The sequence below is a fragment of the Leisingera sp. ANG49 genome (assembly GCF_059694505.1).
In genome coordinates, this window is sequence record NZ_JCATZN010000004.1 from 530,031 (window position 1) to 555,582 (window position 25,552).

A 25,552-nucleotide genomic window follows, 5' to 3' on the forward strand; every position below is an offset into this window, starting at 1 on the left:
ACGCCCCCAGGCGGCAGTTTGTTAATTAGTTTCCGGGGGGAAAACACATGGCACTTGATCAAACAGTTGAAAACCCATTGCCGAGACAGGCAATGAAGGCGGAACTGCTGGATGCAGAGACCGAGCGGCGCCTGGCCTATGCCTGGCGGGATGACCGCGACGTGCAGTCGCTGCACCGGCTCATTAACGCCTATATGCGCCTGGCTATTTCCATGGCCGCCAAGTTCAAGCGGTACGGGGCGCCGATGAACGACCTGATCCAGGAAGCAGGCCTGGGTCTGATGAAGGCAGCGGATAAATTTGACCCGGACCGCGGGGTGCGCTTCTCGACCTATGCGGTCTGGTGGATCAAGGCATCGATCCAGGATTACGTGATGCGCAACTGGTCGATGGTCCGCACCGGTTCCACCTCGTCGCAGAAATCGCTGTTCTTCAACATGCGCCGGGTGCAGGCGCAGTTCGAGCGCGAGGCCCGCGCGTCGGGTGTGCGGCTGGACCGGCATCAGCTGCACCAGAAAATCGCCACCGAAATCGGAGTGCCGCTGCGGGACGTCGAGATGATGGAGGGGCGCCTGTCCGGTGCCGACTTCTCGCTCAATGCGATCCAGTCCGCGGATGAAGAGGGGCGCGAATGGATTGACGCGCTGGAGGATGAAACCTCGCAGGCCGAAGAGCTGGTGCAGGAGCGGCACGACCGCCGCCAGCTGCGCAAGTGGCTGGTCTCGGCGCTGCAGGCTCTGAATGAGCGCGAGCGGTTCATCATCACCGAGCGCAAGCTGCGCGAACGGCCCCGCACACTGGAAAGCCTGGGCACGGAACTCGGCCTGTCCAAGGAGCGGGTGCGGCAGCTGGAGGCCGGAGCGTTCCAGAAAATGCGCAAGTGCCTTGAAGGCCAATCGCGCGAGGTGCACAAACTGCTTTCATGAGAAAGCGGATCAGCCTCCTGAAGATCATGGCAAGCGCCGCCGCTCTGGCGGCGCTTGGCCTGTCTGGCGCCCGTGCGGATGCGGTGTCCGCCGCAGCGGACGCGCTGCGCGGCGCTGATGTGGTGATCCTTGGCGAAGTGCATGACAACGCCGACCACCACTTGCGGCAGGCTGCGCTGCTGGCTGCGCTTGAGCCCAAGGCCGTGGTCTGGGAAATGATCACGGCAAAGCAGGCCGCAATGCTGGATCCGGATGCGCTTGCCGACGCAGAGCAGACGGCAAGCCAGCTGGACTGGGCCGACAGCGGCTGGCCGGAGTTTGCCCTATATGCACCGGTCTTTGCGGCGGCCAAGGGCGCGCGGCAGTACGGCGCGCTGGTTCCGCGGAACAAGGCGGCCGAAGCCTTGGAACAGGGTGCGGCTGCCTATTTCGGGGCGGAGCCCTCTGCCCGCTTTGGCCTGGACCAGCCGCTGCCGGAGAAAGAACAGGCGGCGCGGGAGGCGGATCAGCAGGCCAATCACTGCAACGCCATGCCTGAAGACATGCTGCAGGTACTGGTGGATTTTCAGCGCTTGCGGGATGCAACACTTGCAGCCGCAGCAGACAGGGCGCTTGCTGACACGGGCGGGCCGGTAGCGGTGATCACCGGCAACGGCCACGCCCGCATGGACCGGGGGCTGGCCGTCTACCTGGCAAAGGCCCGTCCCGGTGCGGTGATCCGCAGTCTGGGCCAGTCCGAGGACGGGCAGATCAGCGGGCAGTTTGATCTGGTGCTGGATGCGCCGCCTGTTGACCGGCCTGATCCCTGCCTTGCCTTCCGCACGGACGGCTGACTGCTTCACTCTTGTGCCGCGCCGCAGTAAGGTCGCGGGAAACCGGGCGAGGATGCGCAAATGCTGGCTGGCAAACATATTCTATTGATCATCGGCGGCGGCATTGCGGCCTATAAGTCGCTGGAGCTGATCCGCCGGCTGCAGGATCAGGGCGCGCGGGTAACGCCGGTGCTGACCAAGTCCGGTGCTGAGTTTGTAACGCCGCTGTCGGTCTCAGCCCTGGCGGGAACACCTGTGCATCAGGAGCTTTTCGACCTGACGGCAGAGGCCGAGATGGGCCATATCCAGCTGTCGCGCAGCGCCGATCTGCTGGTGGTGGCGCCGGCCACCGCTGATCTGATGGCGAAAATGGCGCAAGGTCATGCTAACGACCTCGCCTCGACCCTGCTGCTGGCCACCGATACGCCGGTGCTGCTGGCGCCCGCGATGAATGTCCGCATGTGGGATCACCCGGCGACGCGGCGCAATCTTGAAACCCTGAAAGCGGACGGTGTGTCCTTTGCGGGCCCCAACGAGGGCAGCATGGCCTGCGGTGAATTCGGACCCGGCCGGATGGCGGAACCGGACGAGATCCTCGCGGCGATTGCAGCCAGGCTCGCGGACGGCCCGCTGAAGGGGAAGCGCATCCTGGTGACCTCCGGCCCGACGCATGAGCCGATCGACCCGGTGCGCTACATCGCCAACCGCTCCTCCGGGGCGCAGGGAGCAGCGGTGGCCCGTGCTTTGCGCGATCAGGGAGCGGACGTGGTGTTCATCACGGGACCGGCAGAAGTCCGCCCCCCCGAGGGGGTGCAGGTGGTGCCGGTGGAAAGCGCCCGCGAGATGGAGGCCGCGGTGCAGGCAGCTTTGCCGGCCGATGCGGGGGTTTTTGCCGCCGCGGTGGCGGACTGGCGGGTGGCCAGCGCCTCTGACCGGAAGCTGAAAAAATCCAAGGACGGGCTGCCGGTGCTGGAATTTGCCGAGAACCCGGACATTCTGAAGACCGTCTCGCAGATGAAAAACAGCCGCCCCGGATTGGTGGTAGGTTTTGCAGCCGAGACCAACGATGTAGTGGAAAACGCCACTGCCAAGCGTAAGCGCAAGGGCTGCGACTGGATTGTGGCAAATGATGTCTCGCCTGCAACCGGCATCATGGGCGGAAGCGAAAACGCGGTGATCCTGATCTCTGACAAAGGGGCCGAGGAATGGCCGCGCATGGGCAAGGATGAGGTTGCCCGCAGGCTGGCAGACCGGATCGCGGCTGCGCTGGCCGGGTGAATTTGAGTATTTGAACAAAGAAGAAGCAGGGGCGCTGTGATGGTGACTATCCGTGTGATCCACGATGAGGGGGCGGACCGGGATGTGCCGCTGCCATCATATGAAACCGCCGGTGCAGCGGGTGCCGATGTACGCGCCAACCTGCCGGACCGAGGATGCCTGGTGCTGCAGCCGGGCGCGCGGGCGCTGGTGCCAACCGGGCTGCGGATCGAGATCCCGGCGGGCTATGAGGTGCAGATCCGGCCGCGCTCCGGCCTGGCGTTGAAGCATGGGATCACCCTGCCAAACACGCCCGGTACAATTGACAGCGACTACCGCGGTCCGTTGGGGGTGATCCTGCTGAACGCAGGTGACAAACCTTTCGAGATCCACCACGGCGAGCGTATCGCCCAGATGGTGGTGGCGCCGGTGCTGCAAGCCCGTTTCGAGCTTGCCGATGCGCTTTCAGAAACCAGCCGCGGCGGCGGTGGCTTCGGCTCCACAGGGCGCGGCTGATGCTGCGGATCCTGGTCCTGGCGGCGCTGATCTGGTGGGGCGGACGCTTTCTTGGCCTGCCGCGCAATCTGCGTATTGGCCTGCTGGCTGTTCTGTTCACTGCCGTGCTGGCGGTGCAGCTGACCCTGCCGGACGGGCACCCCTTGCGCGAAGGCACTGGCGGATCCGTGGCGCCCTGGCTGATGCTGGGCGGCTTTGCCCTTGTGGCCGGGTTTTATGCGCGTATCGTGGCCGCTCTGAAGACCCGTGCCAAGCCCCAGGAAGCCGAGATGAACCAACCCGCCAGCACCTTCACCGAAAGCGAGCTTGACCGCTACGCCCGCCATATCGTCCTGCGGGAATTGGGCGGTCCGGGGCAGAAAAAGCTGAAGAACGCCAAGGTGCTGGTGATCGGCGCCGGCGGGCTGGGGGCGCCTGCGCTGCAATACCTCGCGGCCGCCGGTGTGGGCACCATCGGGGTGATCGACGACGACGCGGTCGACAATGCCAACCTGCAGCGCCAGGTGATCCACCGGGACGCGGACATTGGCAAGCCCAAGGTGTTCTCGGCCCAGGCCGCGATGCAGGCACAAAACCCCTACGTGGAGGTGCGCCCGTACAACCGCCGCCTGACCGACGAGATCGCGTCGGAGCTGTTTGCCGAATATGACCTGATCCTCGATGGCACCGACAATTTCGGTACCCGCTATCTGGCCAACCGCACCGCGGTGGCGCTGGGCAAGCCGCTGATCTCCGGTGCGCTGTCGCAGTGGGAGGGCCAACTGAGCGTGTTCCACCCGGCCGAAGAAGGCCCCTGTTACCAGTGCATCTTCCCGGAGGCGCCCGCGGCCGGTCTTGCGCCCAGCTGTTCGGAGGCCGGGGTGATCGGCCCGCTGCCCGGCGTGGTCGGCTCGATGATGGCGGTGGAAGCCATCAAGCAGATCACCGGTGCCGGAGCGGTGCTGCGGGGCGAGATGCTGATTTATGACGGGCTGTACGGTGAAACCCGCAAGATCCGCCTGTCCCGGCAGGAGGGGTGCCCGGCCTGTGGCAGCAGCGTGGAAAGCTGATCCCTGCCAGTGAACGAAGCCCATTACATCGCACTGCTTTGCGGCGCCCTGTTCGGCGGCCAGCCGGAACAGGTGCATGATTTCACTTATCCCGGTGGCGCGGCCTCCATCCGCACCGATTGCGAGAACGGAAACCGGGTCATCGAGTTCGGGCTGGATAAGCGCAGCAGCCTCGACAGCATCCAGCAGGCGCTGTTTGCGGCCGAGGTGACCGGCAAGGAGCCGGTGGTCGTGCTGATCGATACTGATGGCAAAATGGGCCGCTTCGAATGGCGCATCGCGCGGGCGGCCAATGTGGCGGATGTGCCCATCCGCATCATTCCGGCAGAGCTGACGGAGGGTGACGGGGCGGGCGGCTGAGGTGCCGGTGCCGCGCAAGGAAAGGTCAATTGCAGCTCCCTGTCTTTGCCGCTAGCGTCGCCTGCAAAGGAGACCTCTCATATGTCCAATCCGCTTCTGTCCCGCTGGGACACGCCGTTTGAAATTGCCCCGTTCAACAGCATTTCCGATGAAGATTTCGCCCCCGCGCTGGAACAGGCGCTGGCGGCGCACCGCGCCCAGATCGAGGCTATCGCCAACAGCTCCGAGCCGCCCGGCTTTGCCAATGTGATCGAGGCGCTGGAAGCCCCTTGCCGCGAGCTGGAGCAGGTGCTGGGCGTGTTCTTCTCTGTGGCCGGCGCCGACAGCAATCCCAAGCGGGAGGAGCTGCAGCGGGAGTTTTCTCCGAAACTCGCGGCACATTTCTCGGCAATCACCGCCAACAAGGCGCTTTATGCCCGGGTCAAGGCGGTGTGGGACCTGCGCGCGGAGTTGGACCTGACCAACGAACAGCAGCGGGTGCTGATGCTGACCCACCGCGGTTTTGTCCGCGGCGGCGCGGCGCTGGAAGGTGAGGCCGACACCCGAATGCAGGAGATCAAGGGGCGGCTTGCCACCTTGGGCACCCAGTTCACCCAGAACTTGCTGGCCGATGAACGAGACTGGTTCATGGAACTCTCGGAGGACGATCTGGAAGGCCTACCGGAGTTTGTGGTCAAGGCGGCGCGGGCGGCAGGCGAGGAAAAGGGCAAGGATGGCCCGGTTGTCACCCTGTCGCGCTCTCTGATCACGCCGTTCCTGCAATTTTCGCCCCGCCGTGACCTGCGCGAGATAGCCTTTAACGCCTGGGCCGCCCGCGGCGCCAATGGCGGCGGGACCGACAACCGCGCCATTGCGGCGGAAATCCTGCAGCTGCGTGAAGAACGCGCGCAGCTGTTGGGCTACGAAAACTTCGCAGCCTATAAACTGGAAACCGAAATGGCCAAGACGCCGGAGGCAGTCCGCGGGCTGCTGATGGAGGTCTGGGAAGCCGCCAAGTCGCGCGCTGATCAGGACGCGCAGATCCTGACTGAAATGATGCAGGCGGACGGTGTCAACGGCGATCTGGAACCCTGGGACTGGCGCTACTACGCCGAAAAACGCCGCAAGGCAGAGCATGACCTGGATGAGGCTGCGCTGAAGCCCTACCTGCAGCTGGACCGGCTGATCGAGGCGTCTTTTGCCTGCGCCAGCCGCCTGTTCGGGCTGGAGTTCGCGCCGCTGGATGTGCCGCTTTACCACCCCGACTGCCGCGCCTGGGAGGTGACCCGGAACGGGAGCCATGTGGCAGTGTTCATCGGTGACTATTTTGCACGCGGCTCCAAACGCTCCGGCGCCTGGTGCTCAGCCATGCGGCAGCAGGCCAAGTTCCCGGACGTGCAGGCGCCGGTGGTGATCAACGTCTGCAATTTCGCCAAGGGCGATCCGGCGCTGCTGTCCTGGGACGACGCCCGCACCCTGTTCCATGAGTTCGGCCACGCGCTGCATCAGATGCTGTCGGATGTGACTTACGAGAGCATCTCCGGCACCTCGGTGGCGCGCGACTTCGTGGAGCTGCCCAGCCAATTGTATGAACACTGGCTGGAAGTGCCGGAGGTGCTGCAGGAGTTTGCCACCCACGCGGAGACCGGCGAGCCGATGCCGCAGGAGATGCTGGAGAAAGTGCTGGGCGCGTCCAATTTCGACATGGGCTTTCAAACGGTGGAATATGTGGCCTCGGCCCTGGTGGACCTGGCCTTCCACGATGGTCCGGCGCCTGCTGACCCGATGGCAAAGCAGGCCAAGGTACTGGAAGACATCGGCATGCCGAGCGCGATTATCATGCGCCATGCCACGCCGCATTTCGCGCATGTGTTTTCCGGCGACGGCTATTCCTCCGGCTACTACAGTTACATGTGGTCAGAGGTGATGGACGCCGATGCCTTCGCCGCCTTTGAGGAGGCCGGCGGGGCCTTTGTCGCCGAGCGTGCCAAGGCGCTGGAGGAGCATATCCTGTCGACCGGCGGCTCTGCGGACCCGGCGGAGCTCTACTCCGCCTTCCGCGGGCGGCTGCCGGGCGTGGAAGCGCTGCTGAAAGGCCGCGGTCTGGCTGCGGAATGAGGAAAGCGCCCTTGCGGGCGCTGCCTCCGGCAGAAGTATTTTGGGAAAGATGAAAGAGCGGGCGCCAGTCCGCTCTTTTCCGTTCAGTAGCCGAGGCTGCGATTGACGAGGTGCAAGAGCGGCTCGCCCTTCTCGCCGCGGCGGATGTTTTCGGCAATGACTTCAGCCGCGGTGCTTTCGCGGGTTTCCGAGGCGATATGCGGCGTGACGGTCACGTTCGGATGCGCCCAGTAGGGGTGCTCCGGCGGCAGCGGTTCGATGCGGAACACATCCAGCGTCGCATGGCCCACCTGGCCGCTGTCGAGCGCGGCCAGCAGCGCGCCATCGTCGATCAGCGGCCCGCGGCCCGGGTTGATGATCTTTGCGCCCTTGGGCAGCAGGGCCAGGGTTTCGGCATTCAGCGTGTTTTCGGTTGCCGGCGTGTCCGGCAGCAGCAGGATCACGATCTCGGCCTGCTCCAGCGCCGCCTTCAGCCCGTCGGGCCCGGCGTGGCAGGTGATGCCTTCGATGTCCTTTTGCGTCCGGCTCCAGCCGGAGACCTGGAACCCGAGCGCCGCCAGCGCCTTGGCCGAGGCGGTTCCCAGGGCGCCCAGGCCCAGCACGGTGACGTGCCGGTCCTTGGCCAGCGGCGGCACTTGCCGGTGCCAGCGCCCGTTCAGCCCGTGGATCTGCATGTCCATGCCGAGGTGATAGCGCAGCGTGTGGCCAACAACCCATTCGGTCATGCCCTGTTCCAGCCCTGTGTCCGCCATTCGGGTGAGCGGCACGGTCAGGGTTTTGTTCGGCACGATCTTTTCGACGCCTGCCCACAGGCTCAGCACCGCCTTCAGGCGGGTGAACGGGGTGAAATCGCTTACTGGTCCGTTGGGGGCATAGACGATATAATCGACCTCTTCCGGCGCGAATTCCTTGCGCAGATCGGCCTTCACACCCAGCCGGTCGAATTCCGCCAGCAAAAGCGGCTCATAGGCGGGCCAGGCATCGGGGCGGCCTGCAAACAGGACATTGGCGGTCATGAGAACTCCCTAGATTTCTTAGCGCGACGATTGCCGCGGACGGTGGATATGGGCGCTTTGCACGATGCCAAAGGCGCCAAGCAGCACCAGCATCGCCGAGCCGCCATAAGACACCATCGGCAGCGGCACGCCAACCACCGGCGCCAGCCCCATCACCATCGACATGTTCACGGCGAAGAACAGGAAAAAGGTGATGGCAATGCCCATGATCACCAGCGAGGAGAACCGGTCCTTGGTGGCAATCGCAGAGGCGATGCAGAACAGGATGATCAGCATGTAGATGAACAAAAGGGTAAAGCCACCGATGAATCCGAATTCCTCCGCCAGGGTGGTGAAGATGAAGTCGGTGTGTTTCTCCGGTAGGAAGTTCAGCCGCGACTGGGTGCCTTGCATGAATCCGCGCCCGGACCAGCCGCCGGATCCCAGTGCAATCTTGGACTGGGTGATGTGATAACCGGCGCCCAGCGGGTCCTGCGAGGGATCCAGGAAGGTGTCGATGCGGCGGAACTGGTAGTCCTTCAGCAGCTGCCATTCGGTGCCGCGGCTTTGGAACACTGCGCTGACCAGCCCCACGCCGGCCGCGATCACCGCCGCGAAATAGGCCCAATGCACGCCCGCCAGAAACATCACTCCGCCGCCCGCTGCCATCAGCAGGATCGAGGTGCCAAGGTCCGGCTGCTTCAAAACCAGCGCGGTGGGAACGAGGATCAGCACCACGGGCAGCAGCACCCACAAGGGGCGTGAAGTCTTCTCGGCAGGCAGCCAGTCGTAATAGGCGGCCAGCAGCATCACCAGCGCGATCTTGGTCACCTCCGAGGGCTGCAGCCGCATGAAGCCGATGTCGATCCAGCGCTGCGCACCCATGCCAACGGTGCCGAACAGCTCCACGGCCACAAGCAGCGCCAGCGACCCCAGGTAGGCCACCACCGAGATATTGCGCCAGAACCAGATCGGGATCATCGCCACCACGAACATCACGCCCAGCCCCAGGGCAAAGCGCTTGACCTGCGGTTCCACCCAGGGGCTGAACGACCCGCCCGCCACCGAATAGAGCATCAGGAAGCCGACGCTGGAGACGGTGATCAAGAGCAGCGTCAGCCCCCAGTTCAGATGCAGGATCTTGCGCAGTCCGGCGGGGGTCGATTTGGCGTGGTACTCAAGATAGCTCATGCCCGGCTGCTCCTGCTGCCCAGCGGGCGCTTGACGCGCTCGCGCTCCAGCCGCTCCTGCTGTGCCTTGATGCGGCTGCGGTCGGCCTTGGGGTAGGCCTCCAGCGGCGGGGTGCCGTCATAGAGCGCCTGCAGCAGCACGTCGCGGGCCACCGGCGCCGCCGCCTTGGAGCCGCCGCCGCCATGCTCGACCACCACGGCCACCGCATATTTTGGCTTGTCATAGGGCGCAAAGCAAACAAACAGCGCATGGTCGCGCCGCTCCCACGGCAGGTCCTCGTTGCGGATCACCCCGGCCGCGCGTTCGGCGGCGGTGATGTTGCGGACCTGGCTGGTGCCGGTCTTGCCCGCCATCTGCAGCCCATCGCCGATGATGCGGGAGCGGTAGGCGGTGCCGCGGCGGTCGTTGCTGACCGAATGCATGCCGCGCCGCACCATGCGCAGGCTGTTCTCGCTGATCCCCAGCGGCTCGCCGGCGCCGCTCGGCTGCTCCACGCCGTCCAGCGACTTCAACAGCCGCGGCGTTACGCTGCGGCCGGTGGCAATCCGCGCCGTCATGACTGCCAGCTGCAGGGGAGAGGCCAGCATGTAGCCCTGCCCGATCGAGGCGTTTGCGGTATCACCGATCAGCCAGTCCTTGCCGTAGGAGCTGGCTTTCCATTCCTTGGTCGGAGTGATCCCCTGCGCCACGGCAGACATCGGCAGGTCATGCTTGATGCCCAGGCCGAACTTGTTGGCCATCTCGGAAATCTTGTCGATGCCGGTCTTGATCGCCACGTCGTAGTAATAGACGTCGCAAGACCGTTTCAGCGAGGTGTTCAGGTCCACGTGGCCGTGGCCCGCGCGTTTCCAGCAGTGGAAGCGGCGGCCCGCAACCTTCAGGTGGCCAGGGCACCAGACGGTTTCCTCCGGCCCGACCACGCCGTTTTCCAGCGCCGCCAGCGCTGTGATCATCTTGAAGGTGGAGCCCGGCGGGTAGGTGCCCTGCACGGTCTTGTTGGACAGCGGGCGGTAGTTGTCCTCGGTCAGCATCCGGTAGTCGGCGACCGAGATGCCGCGCACGAACAGGTTGGGGTCGAAACTGGGCGAGGAGCAGATCGCGCGGATGTCCCCGTCCTCGCAGTCGATCACTACCGCAGCGGCGCTTTCCCGGCCCAGCCGCGCCTGCACATAATTCTGCAGCTCCGCGTCTATGGTCAGTTGCATGTCGGCGCCGGAAATGCCCTCGCGCCGGTCCAGCTCGCGCATCACCCGGCCGGTGGCATTGACCTCCACCCGCTTGGCACCGGCCTTGCCGCGCAGCACATCCTCGCGCTTGGCCTCGAACCCGACTTTGCCGATCTGGAAGCGCGGGATCATCAAGACCGGCTCCGGGTCTTCCATCTTGCTCAGGTCATAGTCCGAGACCGGCCCGACGTAACCGATGACATGGGCAAAATCGCCAAGCTGCGGATAAACGCGCGTCAGGCCCACCTCCGGCGTGACGCCGGGCAGGGCGGGGGCGTTCACTGCGACCTTGGAAATATCCTCCCAGCCGATCCGGTCCGCCAGGGTGATCGGCAGGAACGGCGGCGAGCGGCGCATTTCGGTGCGGGCACGCTCCAGGTCTTCCGGGTCCAGCGGCACCAGGCTGGAGAGCTTGGCAATCACCGCCTCCACGTCGCCGGCATCCTCTGGAACCACGGTGATCCGGTAAGAGGGCGAGTTCTGCGCGATGATCAGACCGTTGCGGTCAAAGATCTGGCCGCGGGCGGGCGGCAGCAGCCGGATGTTGATGCGGTTTTCCTCGGCCAGCAGGCGGAACTCATCGGCCTGGTCCACCTGCAGATAGCGCATCCGCGCCGCCAGCCCGCCGGCAAACGCCAGCTGCAGCCCGCCCAGGAACAGCGCGCGCCGGGTCATCTTGCCGTGTGCGGCATCCAGATCCTTGGGATTGCGTTTCATCGGCGGCTCACCAGGGTTTCGGCCTCGGCAGGGGATAGTTTGCGCACGTTCAGAATAGACTGGCTGGCCCAAACTGCCAGCGGATAGGCGGCGATGGTCATCACAACCTGGATAACGGCCAGGCTGAGCTGCGCTTGGGCGACCCCGAATAGGGTCAGGATCAGCCGGTTCAGCGTCGCAATCCCGGTCAGCACCAGGGCAACAGCCAGCCACTCGCTGGCAAAGGTGCTCTCGCGGTGCGGTGCCGCGCGGCCCTTGAGGAAGCCGCAGCCCAGCACCGTCAGCAGTGCCAGCAGCCCGGGCGGGCGGTGGAACAGAAGATCCGCCAGCAGCATCACCAGGCCGATGGACAAGGCGGGCACATAATCGGGGCGGCGCAAGCTCCAGGCCATGGCAAGTGCCAGCAGCAGGTCCGGCGGCGCCCAGAACTGCGGCTCGGTTTCCAGCGGCAGCAGGTGGAAGAACATGATCAAGAGTGCCAGCGCCGGAAAGGCCGCGCGCATGGTCCAGATCCTTGCAGGAGAGGTGTTAGCCATTGCCGGCCTCAGCCGTGCTTTCGGCGCTGTCCTCCCCCAGGGTTTCGGGGCGCGGCTGCGGCAGCGGGTCGCCGGGGGCAGCGCCGACCAGCCCGCCGGGGCCTTCGATCACTTGCGTGCCGTGATGGCGCAGCACCCGCAGGTACTCCAGCCGGCCATAGTCGGCGGACAGGCGCACCCGCATCCGGCCCGACCGGTCCTTGGCGACTTGGCCGATCAGCAGCCCCGCCGGAAAGACGGCGCCGTCACCGGATGAGATCACCCGGTCGCCGGGGCGCACCAGGTCAGGGTTTTCCAGAAAACTCAGCACCGGCGCGGCGCTGTTGTCACCGGTGACCAGCGCGGTCTGGCCGGAGGGCTGGATGGTCGCCGGGACGGCACTTGCAGCATCGGTCAGCAGGATCACCCGTGCGGTGCTGCGCCCGGTGCCGGAGATCCGGCCCACCAGCCCGATTCCGTCCATTGCCGCCCAGCCGTCATGCACCCCGTCGCGGCTGCCAACGTTCAGCAGCACCGACTGGCGGAAGGGGGAGCCGCTGTCGGCCATCACCACCCCGGTGATATAGGTCAGCTTCGGGTCCAGCCGCACGTTGTTGAGGTCCAGAAGCCGGGCGTTTTCCTGTTCCAGCTGCAGCGCTGCTTCCTTCCAAGCGCGCATCTGCCGCAACTCGCTGCGCAGCTCGCGGTTCTGCTCCGCCAGCCGCTGGTAGCTTTGGAAATCGCGGACCAGATTGATCGTGGCCGTCACGGGCACCATTGCCCAATCCATATTGGGCACGACGGTGTCCACCACCTGCGCGCGGAAGCGTTCCACCCGCGGGCTGTCGATGCGCCAGACAATGAAAATCGCGGCCAGGCACAGGCACAGCACCGCAGTCAGCAGACGCCGCAGCGGGGTTGCGTAATCGTCGCGCTGTGACTTGTCCTTTGCCACGTCTCTCCTTCCAGCCGCCCGGAAACCGGCCTGTCAGCTGGCGCCGTTCCGGCGGTCAGGGGCTGTTAGCTGTCGTAGTCGATGGCGTGCGCCAGCTGCTTTTCAAACTCCAGCGCCTTTCCGGTACCAAGCGCCACGCAATTGAGGCTCTCATCCGCGATGGAGACGGCCAGGCCGGTCTGCTCGCGCAGGGCAAGGTCCAGATCGCCCAGCAGAGCACCGCCGCCTGTCAGCATCACGCCGCGGTCAACGATGTCGGCCGCCAGATCCGGCGGGGTGGTTTCCAGCGCGGTCATCACCGCCTCGCAGATCTGCTGCACCGGCTCGGCCAGCGCCTCGGCCACCTGGGCCTGGGAAATCTCGATTTCCTTCGGCACGCCGTTCAGCAGGTCGCGGCCGCGGATCTGCATCGACTGGCCGCGGCCGTCGTCGGGCATCCGGGCGGTGCCGATGGAGGTTTTGATGCGCTCGGCGGTGGATTCACCCACCAGCAGGTTCTGCTGGCGGCGCAGGTAGCTGATGATCGCCTCGTCCATGCGGTCGCCGCCGACGCGGACCGAACGCGCATAGACGATGTCGCCCAGCGACAGGACCGCCACCTCGGTGGTGCCGCCGCCGATGTCGACAACCATGTTGCCGGTCGGATCGGTGATCGGCATGCCCGCCCCGATGGCGGCGGCAATCGGCTCGGCAATTAGGCCGGCGCGGCGGGCGCCTGCGGACAGAACCGACTGGCGGATCGCGCGTTTTTCAACCGGGGTGGCGCCATGCGGCACGCAGACGATGATCTTGGGCTTGGAGAAGGTCGAGCGCTTGTGCACCTTGCGGATGAAGTGCTTGATCATCTCCTCGGCGGTGTCGAAGTCGGCTATCACGCCTTCGCGCATCGGCCGGATCGCCTCGATCGAGCCGGGGGTGCGGCCCAGCATCAGCTTGGCGTCTTCACCCACGGCCAGCACCTTCTTGACGCCGTCCTTGACGTGGTAGGCGACCACGGAAGGCTCGGACAGGATCACCCCGCGGCCCTTGACATAGACCAGAGTGTTGGCTGTGCCGAGGTCGATGGCCATGTCCGAGGAGAACAGACCGCCCAAGTTTCCGAAAAGCGCCATATAGAAGGGATCCTGTGAGTGCTGCCAATATTCCTTGGGCGACTCCCCGCAGGAGCCGCCTTCCCCAACCTTATAAGCGGCCCGGCAGGGCCGCGAAAGGGCGTATTATGGTGAAACAGCGCCTTTCCGCCCAGTCTCCGGCGGCGTCAGCCTGCCGCGTTCACGCGCTGTTCCGGCAGGGCCGGGGGGACACGCCCGGAGGGGCAGCCTCAGTGGCCTGAGTTTCAACGCTCAGGCCGGGAAGATCCGCTGCATCTCGGCCTTGAAATGCGCCCAGGTCAGGCTGGCGCTGTTGCCGGCATAGCCCTCGTAATAGGATTTTCCGGTGGAAACGGGCAGGCCGGCCCAGATCTTGGCGAGGTTCAGCATGAAGGTCTTGCGCGGCATTTCCGACGCCAGGAAGGCGCTATAGCCCGCCTCCTCGATCAGCTGATGCGCCAGCTGGTCCTGCAGCTCCGGCGTGAAGCGGGCCTGCGGTTTCACGCCCTGGTGACGGACCAGGCGCCGCAGCGTGGCGGGGATAAACTGATAGCGCCCGATGGCATGGGGCTGGCCCGGGGTCGCGTCGATCCAGGCGTTGATCTCGGCGATTGTCATGCCTGTCGGCTTCTTCGGCGGTTTGCGGGTGGCCCCGTACTGCACCGCATCATATTGCGCCTTGCCGGCCTCGGCGCTGGCTATCAGGTCCAGCAGCCGTTTGACGCTGGGCGGCGCCTTGAGGATGGGGGCGAACAGCCCGCCGCCGCTGCGGCCGCGGAACAGGCTGGCTGCACCGGGGTTGAGCGAAACCGCACCGCGGCCCTGGTCGGCGCCGGGCAGGGTGTCAGGCAGCAGGCTGGCAACCGCCTGTGGTGCCGGGGCTGCGGAGGCAGGCGCCGATCCGGGCATCGGGGCAGAGGCCTTGTGCAGGAAGAATTGGTTGCCAACCAGCGAATACCCTTGCGCGCTGACCGCGGCTGCGGTGCACAGCAGCAACGCCAGAAACGTCAGGATCAGGGCAAGGGCGCTCATTCTGAGGGGCATGGGAACCTGCATTCTGCGGTATCTTGATGGGGGCAGTCTGCCTCAGCGGAGTTGAGATTCCGTTTATCCTGCGTACGCTGCCCCTTCCGCCCTTAGGAATTAGCGGCTAGAGGGGGCGCATGCTCTCTTATCAGCACATCTACCACGCCGGAAATCTGGCCGATGTCCAGAAGCACGCGCTGCTTGCCTGGATGCTCGCCTATCTCACCCGCAAGGACAAACCGCTCAGCTATATCGAGACCCATGCGGGGCGCGGCCTGTATCAGCTGGACGCGCCCGAGGCCGTGAAGACCGGCGAAGCGGAGCAGGGTATCACCAAGGTGCTGGCAGATCAGGGGCTGGCGGCGGAGCACCCGCTGAATCGCGCCCTGTCGGAGACCCGCAAGGCACACGGCACAGCCGCTTATCCCGGTTCGCCGCTGATCGCAGCTTCGCTGTTGCGACCGGGCGACTCGCTGCATTTTGCTGAGCTGCACCCGCAGGAAAATGCCGCCCTGCGAGCCGCGCTGAAGCCCTGGAAGGCCAAGGTGCACCAGCAGGACGGGTTCGAACTCGCCATGTCGCTGGCGCCGCCAACTCCGCGCCGCGGTTTGCTGCTGATCGACCCCAGTTATGAGATCAAATCCGACTATGCCCGCATTCCCGGCATCATCAGCCAGCTGCACAAAAAGTGGAACGTCGGTGTCATCGCGCTCTGGTATCCGATCCTGCTGGACGGCAGCCACAAGCAGATGCTGAAGGCGCTGGAGGCACAGGGGCTGCCGGGTGCGCTGCGCCACGAGGTGTTCTTCCCTTCGGTGCGCGAGGGGCATCGGATGGTGGGCTCCGGCATGTTTGTGGTCAACGCGCCTTATGGCGCGGCCGAGGAAGCGGCGCGGATTTCGGCGCTGTTCGAGGCGGTTTCCCGCAAGTAACCCCGGATCGCGCGCTCCACCCGCGCAGCCAGGGCGGCCCCGCCTTCCTCTCCGTTCAGGGCTGCGGCGTTGATCATGCCCTTGGCAATGGCCACCACGTCGCGCGCCTCCTGCGGCCCGGCGGCGGGGGCAAGCCGCCGGATGGTTTCCAGCACGATCTGCGCCATCTCCTGCGCCAGTGCGGCGGTCTCCGGTGCCAGCTGCAAGTGCTGTTCGGCATATTCCGCCTCCATCGCCAGCCGGGGGCGCTCGAACTGGTGCCGCATCCCGGCCTCCAGCAGTTCCCGCAATGCCGCCGCCGGCGGCGCCTCCCGGCAGCGCGCTGCGGCGTCCTGCATCCAGCCCAGCAACTCCGCCCGTTTGCCGCGCAGCACCGCGGCCAGCACCGCCTCCTTGTTGGGGAAATACTGGTACAGAGAGCCGATGCTGACGCCGGCCCGCTCGGCAATCGCATTTGTTGTCAAACCCTCCCGCCCAGCGGTTTCCAGAATGCGAGCCGCCGCCTCCACGATCGCCTCCTGCGTGGCACGGGAACGGGCCTGGCGAGCTTGTTTTCTTGGGCTGTGCATCGCGGGTGCCTTCATGCCGGGAACGCGAGTTGTGAATATGAGCAATCCTTCACATCCTTTTTGGCAAAGGCAACATCCCGGAGAGTTTCCGATGAGAATGACCATCTTGCTGCTGCTCAACGCCTCCCCGGGCTGGTTGCGCCTGGGTCGAAAAGAACGCAGCCGCCTGGCCGCTGACGGGCTGAAGCCCTTTGCCCGCAATGGCCTCTCGCTGAGCCATTGCGATGCCGAAGCCTTCCATGCGGATTACAGCGATGTTGCGATGATCGAGGCGGAAACGCCTGAGGCCTATTACTTCGCCATCGAGCAGCTCAGGGATACCGCGCTGACCACCGAGGGCTATTTCTCGGTGGCCGGGATCATCCCGTCTTATGAATACGGCTTCCGCACCTATGAGGCCGCCCATGCGGTTTGACGGCAAACGGGTACTCGTCACCGGCGCCTCGCGCGGGATCGGGCGGGCGCTGGCATTGCAGCTGGCGGCAGAAGGGGCTGAGGTTCTGGCGCTGGCCCGCTCCACTGAGGCGATGGAGGGTCTGCCAGAGGGCGTGGAAAGGCTGGCCTGCGACCTGGAAGACAGCCGCGCACGGGCGGCGCTGATTGCCGGTCTGCAGGGGCAGCGGCTGGACGGTGTGATCAACAACGCGGGTATTCAGATCGCCGCCGATTTCGCCAAAGGCGGGGCCGATCCGCAGGATATCGAGCAGGAGCTGTCAGTGAACCTGACAGCCCCCATGCATCTCGCCGCCGGGCTGCTGCCGGTTCTGGCGCAAACGCGGGGCAGCTTTCTGGTCAATGTGACCTCCGGCCTTGCCCTGGCCCCGAAACGGCAGGCACCGGTCTACTGCGCCTCCAAGGCGGGCCTGCGCAATTTCACCCGCGCCCTGCGCTATCAGGCTGAGGACGCAGGCCTGCCGGTGCGTATCACGGACTGCGTGATGGCGCTGGCCGCGACGCAAATGACTGCCGGGCGGGGCCGCGGCAAGATCAGCCCCAACGCGGCAGCCGCCGCCTTGCTCCGCGGGATTGCTGCGGGCAAAGGCGAAATCTGGGTGGGGCAGATGAAGCTGTTGCGGCTGATCCACCGCCTCTCCCCGGCGCTGGCGGCCGGCATCCTGCGCGGCTGAGGTTTTGCAAACAACTTTGAAATCCAGCGCTTTCCCGCTACGCTTTCCGGCAGGGAGGGCGCGACATGGAACGCAGGCTGGCCGCCGTGCTGGCGGCGGATATGGTCGGCTACAGCCGCCTGATGGACGTCGATGAGCAGGGCACCCTGGCCCGTCTTCGCACCCACCGGATCGAACTGATCGACCCTGCAATTGCCAAGAACCGCGGCTCCATCATCAAGACCACCGGCGACGGGATGCTGGTCGAGTTCCCCAGCGTCTGCGATGCGGTGGCCTGCGCCGCCGAGGTGCAGGACCGGATGCGCCGCCGCAATGCCGATGTGGCGCCGGATAAACGCATCCAGTTCCGGGTCGGGGTGAATCTCGGCGATATCATCTTTGACGAAGGCGACATCTACGGCAGCGGTGTGAATGTGGCGGCCCGGCTGGAACAGTTTGCCGGCACCGGGGACGTCTGCGTCTCTGCTGCCGTTTACGATCAGGTGCGCCGCATGGGCGAGCTGCAGTTCGAGGATCTGGGGCCGCAGCATCTCAAGAACATTGCGGAACCGGTGCAGGTCTACCGGCTGATTTTGGAGGGGGAGGCTGCCGGTGCGGGGCTGGACCAGGATGACAGCGCGACTGAGCCTGTTGCCGTGGTCAAACCCTCCATCGCGGTGCTGCCCTTTGCCAACATGAGCGGCGACCCGGAGCAGGAGTTCTTTGCCGACGGGCTGACAGAGGACATCCTGACCGAACTCAGCCGCCGCCATGAGTTGTTTGTGATCTCCCGCAACTCGTCCTTTGTCTACAAGGGACAAGCGGTCAACATCCGCGAAGTGGCGGAAAAACTGGGCGCCCGCTACATCGTCGAGGGCAGTGTGCGCAAAGCGGGCAACCGGCTGCGGGTCACCGTGCAGCTGATCGACAGCTGCAACGATTCCCATATCTGGGCGGAGAAATACGACCGCACCCTCGACGACATTTTCGAGATCCAGGATGAGGTGACCTCGGCCATTGTCGCCACACTCCCCGGGCGGATCGAAGCAGCGCAGCAGGATGAGGTCTCGCGCAAGAAGCCCTCCAGCCTGGCGGCCTATGAATGTGTGCTGGCCGCGAAAGTCCTGCACCACCGCAGCACCCGCGAGGACAACGCAGCGGCGATGAAGCTCATCGACCGGGCCGTGGAGCTGGACCCGGAGTTCGCCCATGCCCACGCATGGCGCGGCTGTATCCGCGGCCAGGCCTGGGGCTATGGCTGGTGCGATGATGTCGAGGCGATGCTCGAGCTGGCACTGGTGTCGATACAGAAAGCCGCGTCGATGGATGACAACGATGCTGACGTGCACCGGCTTATGGCTGCGGTTTCTATCCTGCAGGACAATCTGGATCAGGCGCAGTACCATCAGGAGCGCGCTCTGTCGCTGAACCCGAACTACGATCTGGTTGTGGTGCAGATGGGTGAGCTCTTGACCTGGCAGGGCAGGCCGGAGGAAGGCGCGGAATGGATCGAGAAGGCGATGCGTCTTAATCCGCATTTCCCGGTCCGCTTCTGGAGCCACCTCGGCAAGGCGCATTTCACCGCCCGGCTGTATGAGGAGGCGCTGACGGATTTCAAACGCCTGCCAGTATTGGACGCGGTGCAAACCGCGCTGGTGGCGGCCTGCCATAGCTGGCTGGGCAACGCGGAACAGGCGCAGGACTGTGTGGCGCAGATCCGGGCGATGCAGCCGGACGCCACGGCAGAGGCTTTGCTGGCCGGGCTGCATTATGGCCGCAGCGAGGACAAAGAGCATTTCACCGAAGGGCTGCGCAAAGCCGGTCTGGACTAGGCAGCAACAAAAAAAGGCGCCGCAGCAGGCGCCCTTTCCCGTTGATTGGAGCTAAGCTCAGGCCAGGTCCTTATAGGAAATTTCCTTGGTGTCGGCGCCTTCGCCAACCCGGCCGCGGCGCACGATCAGCCGGTTCAGCGCGTTCACATAGGCCTTGGCCGAGGCCACAACCGTATCGGTGTTGGCGCTTTCGCCGGTGGCGATGTTGCCATCCTCTTCCAGGCGTACCGAAACCGTCGCCTGCGCGTCGGTGCCCTCGGTGACCGCATGCACTTGATAGAGCTGCAGCCGCGCTGTGTTCGGGTAAATCTTGCGGATCGCCTTGAAGGTGGCATCCACCGGCCCGTCGCCCTCAGCGGTTTCTGTGACGTCCTTGCCGTCGATCTCCATCTCTACAGTGGATTCCGCCGGGCCGCCGGTGCCGCAGACCACTTTCATCGAGACGATCTTGAGATGATCATTCTCCGCGTCAGTGCCAATGCGCATCAGCGCGATGAGGTCGTCGTCGAACACCTCTTTCTTGCGGTCGGCCAGCTCCTTGAAGCGGACAAAGACGTCCTTCAGCTGGTTGTCGCCGACCTCATAGCCGAGGTGCTCCAGCTTGTCGCGCAGCGCGGCGCGGCCGGAATGCTTGCCCAGGGGCAGCGAGGTGCCGGAAAGGCCGATGTCCTCGGGCCGCATGATCTCGAAGTTCTCGCGGTTCTTCAGCATCCCGTCCTGGTGGATGCCGCTTTCATGGGCAAAGGCGTTTTTGCCGACAATCGCCTTGTTCGGCTGCACCACGAAGCCGGACACGGTGGAGACCCGGCGCGAGATATGCATGATCTTGGTGGTGTCGATGCCGGTGTGCCAGGGCATGATGTCATTGCGCGTTTTCAGCGCCATCACCACCTCTTCCAGCGCGGTGTTGCCCGCACGCTCGCCGAGGCCGTTGATTGTGCATTCGATCTGCCGCGCGCCGCCGGCCACGGCTGCCAGCGCGTTGGCGGTCGCCATGCCCAGGTCGTTGTGGCAGTGGGTGGCAAAAACTACCTCGTCGGCGCCCGGAACGGTCTCAATCAGGCGCTTGATCAGGTCGGCGCTTTCCGCAGGGGCGGTGTAACCCACGGTGTCGGGAATGTTGATGGTGGTGGCGCCGGCCTTGATGGCGATTTCGATCACACGGCACAGGTAGTCCCACTCAGTCCGGGTCGCATCCATCGGCGACCACTGCACGTTGTCCACCAGGTTGCGGGCGTGGGTCACGGTCTCGTGGATCTTGTCGGCCATCTCGTCCATGGTGAGGTTCGGGATGGCGCGGTGCAGCGGCGAGGTGCCGATAAAGGTGTGAATGCGCGGCTGCGCGGCCTTGCGCACCGCTTCGGCGCAGCGATCGATATCTTTGAAGTTTGCACGCGCCAAGCCGCAGATCATCGCGTTCTTCGAGCGTTCTGCAATCTCGGACACGGCCGCAAAGTCGCCTTCGGAGGCAATCGGGAAGCCCGCCTCGATGATGTCCACACCCATCTCGTCCAGAAGCTCGGCAATCTCCAGCTTCTCGTCGTGGGTCATGGTGGCGCCGGGGCTCTGCTCGCCGTCGCGCAGGGTGGTATCGAAAATCAATACACGGGATTTGTCGCCGGAAATCGGGGATGCGTTTGTCATTTTGGTATCTCTTGTCTCTGTCCTAGGCCCTCAGGGGCATTCATAGCCTTCAATGGCGCGCGTGCGGCAATCCTCTGAGCGGTCGCGCCGGAAGGGCACGCTCAGAGGCGGGCTAGGATCAGTAGGGCGCGCAGAGCGGCACCGCGGGGGGCAGTGGCTGCAATTGTGATATCTGCGCAAATGGTCATGGCAGGGATTTATACAGAGGTGCTGCCGAATGGAAAGGGGGATTCTGCCCGCCGCGGTTGCCGCAGTTGCCGCAGTTGCCGTTGCGGCACGGCACCGCTGCGGCGGGCAGCATGCGGCGGTTCGCGGCAAGTGCAAGACAGTATTGAAAAGGGCATATAGTATAAGTTAGGGCCTGCCGCAGTTTCAATGCGGCAGTTTGTCCGCACTGCGCCTTTTTTAAAGGCAGGAACGGCAATGGGTCTTGCGCTGGCAGGTTTTCCGGCGTTGACAGCCCGGATCCGGCGCTCTCGTTGAGAAATGCGCCATCGATAGGAGGAAAAAGTGTCGAATAAAATTGTCCTTGGATACGACGACAGCGAGGCCGCCAAATCGGCGCTTGCTTTTGCCGTCAGCCTTGCCAAAGCACAAGGGGCAGAGCTGGTGATCGCGCATGTGCTGGAATGGTCGCCCTATTCTTTCCTCACCCCGGAGGAGATCGAGCAGCGCCACAAGCGCCGCGAAGATGAACTGAAGCGCGCAGAGGATGCTTTGCTGGCACCAGTGCGCAAAAGCCTGGAAGACAGCGGTGTCACCGTTTCCACCGAGCTGAAGTACGGCCATATCGCGGAAACCCTGATCGATGTGATCAAAGAGAGCGGCGCCAGCCACCTGATCATCGGCCGCACCGGCCATTCGGCGCTGTCGTCGCGGCTGTTCGGCTCCGTTGCGGGCAGCCTGGCACAGGCGGCACCGGTTCCGGTCACCATCGTTCCCTAAAGATAAACTCAGAGGACAGTCATGAGGAAATCAATCAAGGCGGCAGCCCTGTCTGCGCCGCTGCTGCTGGCGGCAACCGCGCCGGCGATGGCACAATCCGTCGATGAACGCGTCAATGAGCTGTTTGCCAGCTCCACCGGCTGGTTCGTCAACCTGATCTTCAGCCCGTTCCCCGGCACCAGCTTCCCCTGGATCGTGGCCTGGCTGGTGATCGCGGCTACCGTGTTCACCATCTACTTCGGCCTGATCCAGTTCCGCGCCTTTCCGCATTCCATTGCGCTGGTCAAAGGCGACTACGCCGACCCCAATGACGCGGGCGAAGTCAGCCACTTCCAGGCGCTTGCAACCGCGTTGTCGGGCACCGTCGGCCTCGGCAATATCGCCGGCGTTGCGGTGGCAGTCGGCATCGGTGGTCCCGGTGCAACCTTCTGGATGATCCTGGCCGGCCTGATGGGCATGGCCTCGAAATTCACCGAATGCACCCTGGGCGTCAAATACCGCAACGAGTTCGCAGACGGCCACGTCTCCGGCGGCCCGATGTATTATATGACCAAGGGCTTTGCCGAACGCGGCCTGCCGATGGGCAAGTTCCTGGCGGTCATGTTCTCGGTGTTCTGTATCCTTGGCGCCCTGGGTGGCGGCAACATGTTCCAGGCCAACCAGGCGCACGCGCAGATTTCCGGTGTCGTGGGCGCGTATCCGGGCTGGATTACCGGTGTGGTGTTCGCCGCGGTGGTGTTCGCCGTGATCGTGGGCGGCCTGAAATCCATCGCCCGCGTGACCGAAAAAGTGGTTCCTTTCATGGGTGTCATGTATGTCGCGGCCGCGATCGTGATCCTGGCAATGAACGCGGACCAGATCGGCTGGGCCTTCGGCCAGATCTTCGAAGGCGCCTTCACCGGCCTCGGCATCGCCGGCGGCATGGTCGGCGCGCTGATCCAGGGCTTCAAGCGGGCGGCCTTCTCGAACGAGGCCGGCGTCGGCTCGGCAGCCATCGCCCACTCCGCCGTGCGCACCAAGGAGCCGATCACCGAAGGCTTCGTGTCGCTGCTGGAACCCTTCATCGACACCGTGGTGATCTGCACCATGACCGCGCTGGTGATCATCATCACCGGTCAGCTGATCCAGGACCCGAACACCGGCCTGTACCTGCTGGACGAAGGCGCAAGCACCATTCAGACTATCGACGGCAACAAAGGCGTGGCGCTGACTTCGGCGGCCTTCTCCTCGGCCTTCGGCTGGTTCAAGTACGTGCTGGCGCTGGCAGTGATCCTGTTCGCCTTCTCCACCATGATCAGCTGGTCCTATTACGGCCTCAAGGCCTGGACCTTCCTGTTCGGCGAAGGCCAGACCACCGAACTGGTGTTCAAAGTGATCTTCTGCATCTTCGTGGTGATCGGCGCAGCCGCAAACCTCGGCCCGGTGATCGACTTCTCCGACGCGGCAATCTTTGCCATGGCGGTGGTCAACATCATCGCGCTCTACTTCCTGATGCCGATCGTCAAGAAAGAGCTGAACAGCTACATGTCGCGCCTGAAGTCGGGTGAGATCAAGAAGTTCAGCTGACAGGCCCATGCCTGATCAAAGCTGAGAAATTCAGGCCTTCCCGGGCATCCGGGGAGGTCTTTTCATTGGCCCGGCTCTAACTGCCGTCCTCCACGAACCGGCGCAGCCCGGCAATCTGGCCGGGCAGTTCCCCGGCTTGCGACTGGCAGAAGCCGATCAGCAGCCCCTGTGCCGCGCCATCCGGGTCATGCGGCGTCAGCGGCCGGACGCCATAGCCCGCCACGGCTGCGCGGCGGCAGATGTCCGCGTCCTTCCGGAGCCCCTTCAGGTGAAAGGCGATCTGCATGCCGGCATTGTGACGGTGGAAGGATCCCAACGCCTCCGGCCACTCCGCCAGTGCCTCCGCCGCCGCGGCATAACGCTCGGCATAAAGCCTCCGGGCGCGGCGGATGTGGCGGTCGTACTGGCCCGACGCCATGAACTCTGCCAGCGGCCGCTGCGCGGTGATGGCAGCGCCAGCGCTGGGGTGGATGAACTGCGTCCGGAACTGCGGCACCAGCGTCGGCGGCAGGATCGCATACCCCAGCCGAAGCGCATGAGAGAACGTCTTGGAAAAGGTTCCCACGTAGATGCAGCGCCCCTCCCGGTCGAGCGCGGCCATGGCAGGCACCGGCTGGCCGCCGTAGCGGAATTCGCTGTCGAAATCATCCTCGATGATCCAGCCGCCCCGTTCTCTTGCGGCCTGCAGGAACATCTGCCGCTGCGGCACCGGCAGGGTGCCGCCCAGCGGAAACTGATGCGACGGGGTCAGCAGCGTGACCTTGGCCATCTGCCGCGGCACCTCAGCGCCGCGTGCCCCCGCCTGCAGCCAGCGCACCTTCCAGCCGCGCGACAAGGCAAAGCGCCGGGTGGGAGTGAAACCGGGGGCTTCCAGCGCGATATCCTCGCCCTCCACCAGAAACTCCATCGCCAGCTCCAGCGCCTCCCGCGCGCCGCTGGTCACCAGCACCTGCTCCGCACTGCACTCGATGCCCCGCCAGCGCGCGGCATAGGCCGCGATTTCTTTGCGCAGCTCCGGGTCGCCAAAGCCGTCCTCTTGGTGGCTCAGGCTCAGCGGGTCCATCCTTGCCACACGTGAAACACAGCGCGCCCAGGGCCGGGCCGGGAACACCTCCAGGTCAGGCGCGCCCGGCACCAGCATTCCGGGCGCGGGCGGCGGCGCCGCCGCAATCGGCTTGGCCGGAACCTCCGGCGGCCGGATCGGGGTCACGTCGCAGACAAACACCCCGGCACCCCGCCGGGTTTCGGCAAAGCCCTCCGCCACCAGCTGGTCATAGGCCGTCACAACAGTAGAGCGCGCCACCCCCAGATCCTGCGCCAGCGCCCGCGAGGACGGCAGCCGGGTGCCGAGCCCCAAGCTCCCCTCGCTGATCCGGCTACGCAGTGTTTCGACGATCTGCAGATACAGCGGCTCAGCTTTGCTGTCAGAAATCATGCCGGAGAGGTCAATCATACTGGACTGCCCTTTTTGTCAAAAACTGGAAGTTAATCGCAATCCAGTTTGCGCGTAGCTGTCACGGGAAACAACAAGAAACATGAGGTCAGCCGATGCGCCAGCCCGAACCCGAAGACGAAACCGCCCTGAAATCCGGCCGCAGCCGCCTGCGCCGCGCTCATGAGCGCGGGCATTACGACCGTGAGAGCCTGTATCAGGTGCTCGACGCCATGCCGCTGGCCCATATCGGCTACCAGATCGACGGCGCCACCTCGGTGCTGCCCACCCTGCAATGGCGCGAGGGCGACCACGTCTACTGGCACGGTTCCGCTGCCAGCCGGGCGATCCGCGCGATGGAGCGGGCAGAGGTCTGTCTTACCGTCACCTGCATGGACGGCTACGTCCTGGCGCGTTCGGCCTTCCACCACTCCGTCAACTTCCGCTCCGCGATGCTGTTCGGTGTGGCAGAGAAGATCACAGATGAGGACGCCAAGGCGGCCAGCCTCAAGGCGATGGTGGATCATATCTTTCCCGGCCGCTGGGAGACCCTGCGTCCGATGAATGCGCAGGAGCTGAAGGCAACCGCGGTGCTGCGCATGCCGATTGAGGAGGGCGCCGCCAAGATCCGCTCCGGCCCGCCCAAGGATGACGAGGAGGACTACGCCCTGCCCATCTGGGCCGGCGTGGTGCCGATGGCAATGGAGCTGAAGCCGCCGCAGCCCGATCCGGCCAATCTGGAGGGCGTCGCGATGCCCGACCACCTGAGCCGCATCCGTATCGGCTGAAACGA

24 protein-coding genes are annotated in these 25,552 nt (G+C 64.8%); 14 read left to right on the forward strand and 10 right to left on the reverse strand.

Annotated features, from left to right (window positions below):
- Window positions 1-47 precede the first annotated feature (47 nt).
- The 7 genes from AC58NV_RS16415 (at window position 48) to AC58NV_RS16445 (ending at window position 7,017) form a co-directional block, all read left to right on the forward strand.
- Complete coding sequence (locus AC58NV_RS16415; protein ID WP_366662487.1) at window positions 48-926, forward strand: RNA polymerase factor sigma-32; 879 nt, start codon at window positions 48-50, stop codon at window positions 924-926.
- On the forward strand, window positions 923-1,759 hold the full coding sequence (locus AC58NV_RS16420; RefSeq protein WP_497228074.1) for a ChaN family lipoprotein: 837 nt from the start codon (window positions 923-925) through the stop codon (window positions 1,757-1,759). Before AC58NV_RS16415 ends, AC58NV_RS16420 begins: the two co-directional genes overlap by 4 nt.
- Window positions 1,760-1,819: 60 nt before the next feature.
- Window positions 1,820-3,016, forward strand: coding sequence for a bifunctional phosphopantothenoylcysteine decarboxylase/phosphopantothenate--cysteine ligase CoaBC (coaBC, locus tag AC58NV_RS16425; RefSeq protein WP_497228075.1), 1,197 nt, complete (start codon window positions 1,820-1,822; stop codon window positions 3,014-3,016).
- Between the two features lie 39 nt (window positions 3,017-3,055).
- Window positions 3,056-3,511, forward strand: a complete 456-nt coding sequence (gene dut, locus AC58NV_RS16430) for a dUTP diphosphatase (RefSeq protein WP_497228076.1) — start codon at window positions 3,056-3,058, stop codon at window positions 3,509-3,511.
- Entirely contained in the window at window positions 3,511-4,560 is a 1,050-nt protein-coding gene (locus AC58NV_RS16435) for a HesA/MoeB/ThiF family protein (protein ID WP_497228077.1), read from the forward strand. The genes dut and AC58NV_RS16435 overlap by 1 nt, the downstream gene beginning before the upstream one ends.
- 9 nt (window positions 4,561-4,569) lie before the next feature.
- Window positions 4,570-4,920 carry a hypothetical protein gene (locus AC58NV_RS16440; protein WP_497228078.1) on the forward strand — a complete coding sequence of 117 codons (351 nt, stop codon included), beginning with the start codon at window positions 4,570-4,572 and terminating at the stop codon, window positions 4,918-4,920.
- An 81-nt stretch (window positions 4,921-5,001) separates the two neighbouring features.
- Complete coding sequence (locus tag AC58NV_RS16445; protein ID WP_497228079.1) at window positions 5,002-7,017, forward strand: M3 family metallopeptidase; 2,016 nt, start codon at window positions 5,002-5,004, stop codon at window positions 7,015-7,017.
- Window positions 7,018-7,100: 83 nt separating this feature from the next.
- Here the strand turns inward: AC58NV_RS16445 and AC58NV_RS16450 are convergent, their stop codons facing one another.
- From AC58NV_RS16450 to AC58NV_RS16480, 7 genes are all read right to left on the reverse strand, one after another.
- Window positions 7,101-8,033, reverse strand: coding sequence for a 2-hydroxyacid dehydrogenase (locus tag AC58NV_RS16450; RefSeq protein WP_497228080.1), 933 nt, complete (start codon window positions 8,031-8,033; stop codon window positions 7,101-7,103).
- An 18-nt stretch (window positions 8,034-8,051) separates the two neighbouring features.
- A complete protein-coding gene (rodA, locus tag AC58NV_RS16455; RefSeq protein WP_497228081.1) occupies window positions 8,052-9,203 on the reverse strand; it encodes a rod shape-determining protein RodA in 1,152 nt (383 codons plus the stop codon).
- Window positions 9,200-11,146, reverse strand: coding sequence for a penicillin-binding protein 2 (gene mrdA / locus AC58NV_RS16460; protein ID WP_497228082.1), 1,947 nt, complete (start codon window positions 11,144-11,146; stop codon window positions 9,200-9,202). Before mrdA ends, rodA begins: the two co-directional genes overlap by 4 nt.
- Window positions 11,143-11,682: a rod shape-determining protein MreD gene (locus AC58NV_RS16465; protein WP_497228083.1), complete on the reverse strand. Its 540-nt coding sequence runs from the start codon at window positions 11,680-11,682 to the stop codon at window positions 11,143-11,145. Before AC58NV_RS16465 ends, mrdA begins: the two co-directional genes overlap by 4 nt.
- On the reverse strand, window positions 11,675-12,616 hold the full coding sequence (mreC, locus tag AC58NV_RS16470) for a rod shape-determining protein MreC (protein WP_497228084.1): 942 nt from the start codon (window positions 12,614-12,616) through the stop codon (window positions 11,675-11,677). Before mreC ends, AC58NV_RS16465 begins: the two co-directional genes overlap by 8 nt.
- A 65-nt stretch (window positions 12,617-12,681) precedes the next feature.
- Complete coding sequence (locus AC58NV_RS16475) at window positions 12,682-13,728, reverse strand: rod shape-determining protein (protein WP_019297721.1); 1,047 nt, start codon at window positions 13,726-13,728, stop codon at window positions 12,682-12,684.
- Window positions 13,729-13,959: 231 nt separating this feature from the next.
- Complete coding sequence (locus AC58NV_RS16480; protein WP_497228085.1) at window positions 13,960-14,739, reverse strand: lysozyme family protein; 780 nt, start codon at window positions 14,737-14,739, stop codon at window positions 13,960-13,962.
- Between the two features lie 131 nt (window positions 14,740-14,870).
- Here AC58NV_RS16480 and AC58NV_RS16485 point away from each other — a divergent pair, with 131 nt between their 5' ends.
- Window positions 14,871-15,665 carry a 23S rRNA (adenine(2030)-N(6))-methyltransferase RlmJ gene (locus tag AC58NV_RS16485; protein WP_497228086.1) on the forward strand — a complete coding sequence of 265 codons (795 nt, stop codon included), beginning with the start codon at window positions 14,871-14,873 and terminating at the stop codon, window positions 15,663-15,665.
- On the opposite strand, the gene AC58NV_RS16490 is transcribed toward AC58NV_RS16485, so the two are convergent.
- Complete coding sequence (locus AC58NV_RS16490; protein WP_497228087.1) at window positions 15,602-16,174, reverse strand: TetR/AcrR family transcriptional regulator; 573 nt, start codon at window positions 16,172-16,174, stop codon at window positions 15,602-15,604. The two genes, AC58NV_RS16485 and AC58NV_RS16490, sit on opposite strands and share 64 nt — an antisense overlap.
- A 151-nt stretch (window positions 16,175-16,325) precedes the next feature.
- Here AC58NV_RS16490 and AC58NV_RS16495 point away from each other — a divergent pair, with 151 nt between their 5' ends.
- From AC58NV_RS16495 to AC58NV_RS16505, 3 genes are all read left to right on the forward strand, one after another.
- Window positions 16,326-16,649, forward strand: a complete 324-nt coding sequence (locus tag AC58NV_RS16495) for a darcynin family protein (RefSeq protein ID WP_497228088.1) — start codon at window positions 16,326-16,328, stop codon at window positions 16,647-16,649.
- Window positions 16,639-17,361 carry an SDR family NAD(P)-dependent oxidoreductase gene (locus AC58NV_RS16500; protein ID WP_497228089.1) on the forward strand — a complete coding sequence of 241 codons (723 nt, stop codon included), beginning with the start codon at window positions 16,639-16,641 and terminating at the stop codon, window positions 17,359-17,361. The genes AC58NV_RS16495 and AC58NV_RS16500 overlap by 11 nt, the downstream gene beginning before the upstream one ends.
- Before the next feature lie 65 nt (window positions 17,362-17,426).
- Window positions 17,427-19,172 carry an adenylate/guanylate cyclase domain-containing protein gene (locus AC58NV_RS16505; protein ID WP_497228090.1) on the forward strand — a complete coding sequence of 582 codons (1,746 nt, stop codon included), beginning with the start codon at window positions 17,427-17,429 and terminating at the stop codon, window positions 19,170-19,172.
- Between the two features lie 57 nt (window positions 19,173-19,229).
- Here the strand turns inward: AC58NV_RS16505 and AC58NV_RS16510 are convergent, their stop codons facing one another.
- Window positions 19,230-20,816 (reverse strand): 2-isopropylmalate synthase, encoded by a 1,587-nt coding sequence (locus AC58NV_RS16510; protein WP_497228091.1) that lies wholly within the window; start codon window positions 20,814-20,816, stop codon window positions 19,230-19,232.
- A 510-nt stretch (window positions 20,817-21,326) separates the two neighbouring features.
- Here AC58NV_RS16510 and AC58NV_RS16515 point away from each other — a divergent pair.
- Both AC58NV_RS16515 and AC58NV_RS16520 read left to right on the forward strand, forming a co-directional pair.
- Complete coding sequence (locus AC58NV_RS16515; protein ID WP_174147313.1) at window positions 21,327-21,761, forward strand: universal stress protein; 435 nt, start codon at window positions 21,327-21,329, stop codon at window positions 21,759-21,761.
- Between the two features lie 21 nt (window positions 21,762-21,782).
- Window positions 21,783-23,327 carry an alanine/glycine:cation symporter family protein gene (locus tag AC58NV_RS16520; RefSeq protein WP_497228092.1) on the forward strand — a complete coding sequence of 515 codons (1,545 nt, stop codon included), beginning with the start codon at window positions 21,783-21,785 and terminating at the stop codon, window positions 23,325-23,327.
- 76 nt (window positions 23,328-23,403) lie between these two features.
- On the opposite strand, the gene pdxR is transcribed toward AC58NV_RS16520, so the two are convergent.
- Window positions 23,404-24,780 carry a MocR-like pyridoxine biosynthesis transcription factor PdxR gene (pdxR, locus tag AC58NV_RS16525; RefSeq protein WP_497228093.1) on the reverse strand — a complete coding sequence of 459 codons (1,377 nt, stop codon included), beginning with the start codon at window positions 24,778-24,780 and terminating at the stop codon, window positions 23,404-23,406.
- A gap of 95 nt (window positions 24,781-24,875) precedes the next feature.
- Here pdxR and AC58NV_RS16530 point away from each other — a divergent pair, with 95 nt between their 5' ends.
- Window positions 24,876-25,547 carry a pyridoxamine 5'-phosphate oxidase family protein gene (locus tag AC58NV_RS16530; RefSeq protein WP_497228094.1) on the forward strand — a complete coding sequence of 224 codons (672 nt, stop codon included), beginning with the start codon at window positions 24,876-24,878 and terminating at the stop codon, window positions 25,545-25,547.
- The last annotated feature ends 5 nt before the right edge of the window (window positions 25,548-25,552 follow it).

Bases quoted from the DNA above. Each gene is read 5' to 3' on its own strand.
- AC58NV_RS16415 (WP_366662487.1), top strand. From the start codon at position 48: ATGGCACTTGATCAAACAGTTGAAAACCCATTGCCGAGACAGGCAATG.
- AC58NV_RS16420 (WP_497228074.1), top strand. From the start codon at position 923: ATGAGAAAGCGGATCAGCCTCCTGAAGATCATGGCAAGCGCCGCCGCT.
- coaBC (WP_497228075.1), top strand. From the start codon at position 1,820: ATGCTGGCTGGCAAACATATTCTATTGATCATCGGCGGCGGCATTGCG.
- dut (WP_497228076.1), top strand. From the start codon at position 3,056: ATGGTGACTATCCGTGTGATCCACGATGAGGGGGCGGACCGGGATGTG.
- AC58NV_RS16435 (WP_497228077.1), top strand. From the start codon at position 3,511: ATGCTGCGGATCCTGGTCCTGGCGGCGCTGATCTGGTGGGGCGGACGC.
- AC58NV_RS16445 (WP_497228079.1), top strand. From the start codon at position 5,002: ATGTCCAATCCGCTTCTGTCCCGCTGGGACACGCCGTTTGAAATTGCC.
- AC58NV_RS16450 (WP_497228080.1), bottom strand. From the start codon at position 8,033: ATGACCGCCAATGTCCTGTTTGCAGGCCGCCCCGATGCCTGGCCCGCC.
- rodA (WP_497228081.1), bottom strand. From the start codon at position 9,203: ATGAGCTATCTTGAGTACCACGCCAAATCGACCCCCGCCGGACTGCGC.
- mrdA (WP_497228082.1), bottom strand. From the start codon at position 11,146: ATGAAACGCAATCCCAAGGATCTGGATGCCGCACACGGCAAGATGACC.
- AC58NV_RS16465 (WP_497228083.1), bottom strand. From the start codon at position 11,682: ATGGCTAACACCTCTCCTGCAAGGATCTGGACCATGCGCGCGGCCTTT.
- AC58NV_RS16475 (WP_019297721.1), bottom strand. From the start codon at position 13,728: ATGGCGCTTTTCGGAAACTTGGGCGGTCTGTTCTCCTCGGACATGGCC.
- AC58NV_RS16480 (WP_497228085.1), bottom strand. From the start codon at position 14,739: ATGAGCGCCCTTGCCCTGATCCTGACGTTTCTGGCGTTGCTGCTGTGC.
- AC58NV_RS16485 (WP_497228086.1), top strand. From the start codon at position 14,871: ATGCTCTCTTATCAGCACATCTACCACGCCGGAAATCTGGCCGATGTC.
- AC58NV_RS16495 (WP_497228088.1), top strand. From the start codon at position 16,326: ATGAGAATGACCATCTTGCTGCTGCTCAACGCCTCCCCGGGCTGGTTG.
- AC58NV_RS16500 (WP_497228089.1), top strand. From the start codon at position 16,639: ATGCGGTTTGACGGCAAACGGGTACTCGTCACCGGCGCCTCGCGCGGG.
- AC58NV_RS16505 (WP_497228090.1), top strand. From the start codon at position 17,427: ATGGAACGCAGGCTGGCCGCCGTGCTGGCGGCGGATATGGTCGGCTAC.
- AC58NV_RS16510 (WP_497228091.1), bottom strand. From the start codon at position 20,816: ATGACAAACGCATCCCCGATTTCCGGCGACAAATCCCGTGTATTGATT.
- AC58NV_RS16520 (WP_497228092.1), top strand. From the start codon at position 21,783: ATGAGGAAATCAATCAAGGCGGCAGCCCTGTCTGCGCCGCTGCTGCTG.
- pdxR (WP_497228093.1), bottom strand. From the start codon at position 24,780: ATGATTGACCTCTCCGGCATGATTTCTGACAGCAAAGCTGAGCCGCTG.
- AC58NV_RS16530 (WP_497228094.1), top strand. From the start codon at position 24,876: ATGCGCCAGCCCGAACCCGAAGACGAAACCGCCCTGAAATCCGGCCGC.